The 4,722-nt window shown below is 63.1% G+C and carries 4 protein-coding genes and 2 pseudogenes; 4 read left to right on the forward strand and 2 right to left on the reverse strand.

Annotation, left to right across the window (positions count from 1 at the left end):
- Nucleotides 1-20: 20 nt before the first annotated feature.
- Nucleotides 21-893 (reverse strand): methyl-accepting chemotaxis protein, encoded by an 873-nt coding sequence (locus ACF8K2_RS04070; protein ID WP_372353311.1) that lies wholly within the window; start codon nt 891-893, stop codon nt 21-23.
- A pseudogene (locus tag ACF8K2_RS04075) lies at nt 876-1,646 on the reverse strand (MCP four helix bundle domain-containing protein); the annotation flags it as partial. The pseudogene ACF8K2_RS04075 and the gene ACF8K2_RS04070, both read right to left, overlap by 18 nt.
- 280 nt (nt 1,647-1,926) lie before the next feature.
- On the opposite strand from ACF8K2_RS04075, the gene ACF8K2_RS04080 reads away from it, so the two are divergent.
- From ACF8K2_RS04080 to ACF8K2_RS04095, 4 genes and pseudogenes are all read left to right on the forward strand, one after another.
- Nucleotides 1,927-2,157, forward strand: coding sequence for a hypothetical protein (locus tag ACF8K2_RS04080; protein WP_186552763.1), 231 nt, complete (start codon nt 1,927-1,929; stop codon nt 2,155-2,157).
- Complete coding sequence (locus tag ACF8K2_RS04085) at nt 2,154-2,456, forward strand: cell division protein ZapA (RefSeq protein ID WP_186552762.1); 303 nt, start codon at nt 2,154-2,156, stop codon at nt 2,454-2,456. Before ACF8K2_RS04080 ends, ACF8K2_RS04085 begins: the two co-directional genes overlap by 4 nt.
- A 246-nt stretch (nt 2,457-2,702) precedes the next feature.
- Nucleotides 2,703-3,731, forward strand: a pseudogene (locus ACF8K2_RS04090) (cache domain-containing protein); the annotation flags it as partial.
- A 135-nt stretch (nt 3,732-3,866) separates the two neighbouring features.
- Nucleotides 3,867-4,595 (forward strand): methyl-accepting chemotaxis protein, encoded by a 729-nt coding sequence (locus ACF8K2_RS04095; RefSeq protein ID WP_392463580.1) that lies wholly within the window; start codon nt 3,867-3,869, stop codon nt 4,593-4,595.
- Nucleotides 4,596-4,722 lie beyond the last annotated feature (127 nt).

The raw sequence follows: 4,722 nt of genomic DNA on the forward strand, positions 1-4,722 counted from the left end.
CAGGCGACTGTGCCCCTGGCTCAAACGCGGAAACGCGCCACCAGGCCATTGAGGTCCACCGCCAGGCGAGACAACTCGGCACTGGCCGCGCTGGTCTGGTGCGCGCCCGTGGCGCTCTGCACCGACAGGTCGTTGATATTGACCAGGTTGCGATCCACTTCGCGGGCGACCTGGGCCTGCTCCTCGGCCGCGCTGGCAATCACCAGGTTGCGCTCGTTGATCTGCGACACCGCCCCGGCAATGCTGTCCAGCGCAAGCCCCGCGCCGCGAGCGATGTTCAGGGTCGACTCCGCGCGCTCGGTACTGGTGCGCATCGAGTCGACGGCCTCGCCAGTACCACTTTGGATGCTGGCGATCATGCGCTCGATTTCACTGGTCGACTGCTGGGTACGGTGGGCCAGGGCGCGTACTTCATCGGCAACCACGGCAAAACCACGGCCTGCTTCACCAGCGCGGGCGGCCTCGATGGCGGCGTTGAGTGCCAACAGATTGGTCTGGTCCGCCAGGCCGCGGATCACGTCGAGCACCTTGCCGATGTCACGCGACTGTTCGGCCAGGTGGGTGATCAGCTTGGCGGTCGCCTGCACATCACCACTCATGCGCTCGATCGCGTTGACGGTCTCCATCACCAGGTCGCGGCCGTCTCCTGCAGAGCGGCTGGCCTCGCCGGAGGCCTCCGAGGTGCTGACGGCATTGCGCGCCACTTCTTCCACGGCGCTGGTCATTTCGGTGACAGCGGTGGCGGCCTGTTCGATTTCGTTGTTCTGCTGATGCAGGCCACGGGCGCTTTCATCGGTGACGCAGTTGAGCTCTTCGGCTGCGGAGGCCAGTTGCGTGGCGGAACCTGCGATCAGCTGTAGGGTGTCGCGCAGTTTGTCCTGCATGCGCGCCATGGCCCGCAGCAGGCGGGCGGCTTCGTCGGTGCCTTCGGCGCGGATGATCTGGGTCAGGTCACCGTCGGCAACTTGCTCGGCGGCCTTGAGCGCTTCATCGATGGGTTTGACGATGCTGCGGGTCAGCAGCAGGGCGCAGAGCAAGGTCAGCACGGTGGCGGCAATCAACAGGCCGATCACCAGGGCGAACGCGGCGGCGTATTGGCTGGCGGCAGTTTCGTTGGTTTCGCGGGTCTGCTCAGTGTTGATCCGCACCAGGTTGTCCATGACCTTGTTGATCTGCTCGGAGTTGGCCAATAGATCGCGGTTGAGCAGGTCGCGCAGCTCGTCGGTGCGGTCGGCCTGGCTCAGGCTGCGCATGCGCGACTCCAGCTGGCGGTATTGCGCCAGTAGCTGGCTGTATTGATCATAGGCCGCCTGCTCGTCGGCAGCGCCGATCAGCGGCTCGTAGGCACGCTTGGCCTGGTCGATCTGGGCGTTGCGCTCATCCAGCAGACGCAGGGTTTCCTGTTGGGTAGCCGGCTCGCGGTTGAGCAGCAAGCGGTAGGACAGGGTGCGCATGCGCAGGTTGAGCGCGGTCAGCTCGTCGAGGGTCTTGATGCTCGGTACGCTGATGTTTTCGATGGCGACACCGGCTTGGCGGATGTTGCCCATCTGGATCAGCGAGAAGACGCCGAGGCCAAGCATGAGCAGGCCGATCAGGGCGAACCCGAGCAGCGCGCGCGGGGCGATATTCATGTTGCGTAGGGACATGGGGGGACGATCCAGGCAAGGAGAGGGGGACGCGCGGTCCGTGCGACGAAATAAGACCTGCCTGGCTATCGGTCGTGACTGGCCAGTCTTGAGTGCGACCGGAGAAAAGTGTGAGCCACCTATCTAAATTCCTGACCGGCGGTTGACCCAGGTCGGAACAAGGTGGGCCAAACTCGGTCAATCTGCACAGGCTAAAGCCTTAAGAATCCGATATTTAATGGCGGGGGCTCGCGCTTTTCTTTATCGTGTGCGCCCTTTGCAACAACCGAGATATCCCCCCATGTTGGAAGCCTCCCTGAATCAAATCGAGCAGTTGGTCACTGACCTGCTGCAAAAGAACGCGCAACTGGTCGAGCAAAACACTGCGCTCAGCCAGGAACTGGCCCAGGCCAAGGAAGAAAACGACAGCCTGCAGCTGTCGCTGATGGAGCAAGAAGAGAAGCACGGCGCCACCGCCGCGCGTATCCAGGCGCTGGTTGAGCGCGCCAGTGCAGGTGTCGTTAACGCATGAGACTGCAAGCGCAGCCGATCAATGTGGTGTCGATCCTCGGCGCCGATTATTCGATCAAGGCGCCCGAAGGGCAGGAAGAAACCCTGTCGCAGGCTGTGCGGATGCTCAACACCGCCCTGGCCGAAACCAAACGTCAGTACCCGACCCTGATCGGCGACAAGCTGCTGGTACTGGCGGCCTTGAACCTGTGCTCCAAGCAGATCGAACTGCAGAAAGAGCACCAGCAGACCCTGGCACGCACCCAAGCGCAAATTGATGCGACGGTCGATGCCATTAGCCGGACCATCGGCGACCAGTAACCACTCACGTAGTACATGAGCGGGGATCGTGGCAGCGGGCTTGCCTCGCGATAGCCCTAGGGCCTGCTCCCTTGTCGTCACGGGGCACTCCGCTGTTACCACCCCCGTTTGTGCGCTGTTTGATTGTTGCTGATCTATGGTGTGACTGAATACTTAAGTGTATACACTTTCTCCGCACATGGATTCCTGGGGAGGAAGGGTATGCGCATCTGGCGGCGGAGTATTCAGTGGCAGTTGATCACCAGCATGGGCGCGGCCCTGCTGGTGAGCATTCTGGTGGTGGTGGCGATCTATACCGTGGCGGTCAACCGCCTGACTGAACGCTACCTGGTCGACACGGCGCTGCCGGCCAGTATCGAAGCCATCCGCAACGACATCGAGCGCATGCTCGCCCAGCCGCTGGTGGCGGCGGCCGACATCGCAGGCAATACCTTGCTGCGCGACTGGCTGGCTGCCGGTGAAGACCCAGCCCAAGCGCCACGGTTCATCGAAAACCTGCAAGCTGCCAAGCAGCGCAACCAGGCCTTTACCGCGCTGTTCGCCTCGACCGCGACCGGTCACTACTACAACGAGAATGGCCTGGACCGCACGCTCAGCCGCGAGAATCCCAAGGACAAGTGGTTCTACGGCTACATCGACAGCGGCGCCGAGCGCCTGATCAATATCGACATCGATGGCGCCACGGGTGAAGTGGCGTTGTTCATCGACTATCGGGTGGAAAAGGACGGCCAACTGGTGGGCGTGGCCGGCATGGGCCTGCGCCTCACAGAGCTTTCGAAACTGATCCACGACTTCAGCTTCGGCGAGCACGGGCGGGTGATGCTGGTGCGCAACGATGGGCTTATCCAGGTCCATCCGCAAAATGAATTCAGCGCCAAGCGCCAGCTCACCGAGCAGATCGGCGCCGAAGCGGCCAAGGCGGTGATGAGCCAAGGGCAAGGTTTGCGCAGCAGCCGCTTCCAACGTGATGGTGAGGACTATTTGGCCTTGGGCCTACCGCTGCGCGACCTCAACTGGACGTTGGTGGCCGAGGTGCCGGAAGCCGAGATCTACGCGCAGATGCGCCAAGCGGTATGGCTGACCAGCCTGATTGGCGGTGCGGTAGCGTTGGTTTCGCTGCTGTTGGTGGTGTTGCTGGCGCGTGGCTTGGTGCGGCCCATCCGCCAAGTGACCGCAGCGCTGGTGCAAATCGGCAGCGGTGCGGGCGATCTCAGCCATCGTCTGGATGATTCGCGCCAGGACGAGCTGGGCGACCTGGCTCGGGGCTTTAACCGTTTTCTCGACAGCCAGCGAGCGCTGATCGGCGACGTGCTGCGGACCACTGAGCGTCTGCACCACTCGGTGGAGCAGGTGACCCAGGTGGTGGACGACACGGCTGAACGCTCAGGGCGCCAGCAGGAGATGACCGAGATGGTTGCCACTGCCGTGCACGAGATGGGCCTGACCGTGCAGGACATCGCGCAGAACGCCGGGCAAGCGGCGCAGGCGTCGCAGTCGGCGCGTGATGAAGCGCTGCAGGCAAGGGAAGTGGTACAGCGTTCGGTCAAGGGTATCGAGGGGATGTCTGGCGAGATCGGTAAAGCTGCTGAGGCGGTCGAGCAGTTGGCCAATGAAGTGGCCTCGATCGATGAAGTGCTGGGGGTGATCCGCAGTATTTCCGAGCAGACCAACCTGCTGGCGCTCAACGCCGCCATTGAAGCTGCGCGAGCGGGGGAGATGGGCCGTGGCTTTGCCGTGGTGGCCGATGAAGTGCGTACCTTGGCCCGGCGCACGCAAGTGTCTACCGATCAGGTGCAGCAGATGATCCAGCGCCTCAAAGAGGGGGCGGGGACTGCCGTTGCTTCAATGCAGGCGGGGCAGGCGGCTACGGGCAGTGGGGTCGAATCCAGCCAGCGCACGGGAAGCTCGCTTGGGGCGATTACCGATCAGGTGGAGCACATCAGCGACATGAACCACCAGGTAGCCACGGCGACCGAAGAGCAGTCGGCTGTCACTGAGGAAATCAACCGCACGGTGCAGGGGATTTCCGATCTGGCCCGGCAGACGGCGGCGCAGGTGCAGGGCTGTCGGGATGAGTGCCAGGCGTTGCGTGGCTTGGCGGATGATCTGGCGCGGCAGATGGGTGGTTTCAGGCTTTGACAGGCTGTGAATGCATCGCGGGGCAAGCCCGCTCCCACGCTTCCTGCATTTAGCGTCGGCAGGCGTGGGAGACGGCGGCGCAGGTGCAGGGCTGTCGGGATGAGTGCCAGGCGTTGCGTGGCTTGGC

Source organism: Pseudomonas sp. xss_2 (assembly GCF_043104195.1).
Taxonomy (GTDB): Bacteria; Pseudomonadota; Gammaproteobacteria; order Pseudomonadales; family Pseudomonadaceae; genus Aquipseudomonas; species Aquipseudomonas urmiensis.

Excerpts from the sequence above, each read along its gene's own strand:
- ACF8K2_RS04070 (WP_372353311.1), bottom strand. The coding sequence starts at position 893 with ATGGCGCGCATGCAGGACAAACTGCGCGACACCCTACAGCTGATCGCA.
- ACF8K2_RS04080 (WP_186552763.1), top strand. The coding sequence starts at position 1,927 with ATGTTGGAAGCCTCCCTGAATCAAATCGAGCAGTTGGTCACTGACCTG.
- ACF8K2_RS04085 (WP_186552762.1), top strand. The coding sequence starts at position 2,154 with ATGAGACTGCAAGCGCAGCCGATCAATGTGGTGTCGATCCTCGGCGCC.
- ACF8K2_RS04095 (WP_392463580.1), top strand. The coding sequence starts at position 3,867 with ATGGTTGCCACTGCCGTGCACGAGATGGGCCTGACCGTGCAGGACATC.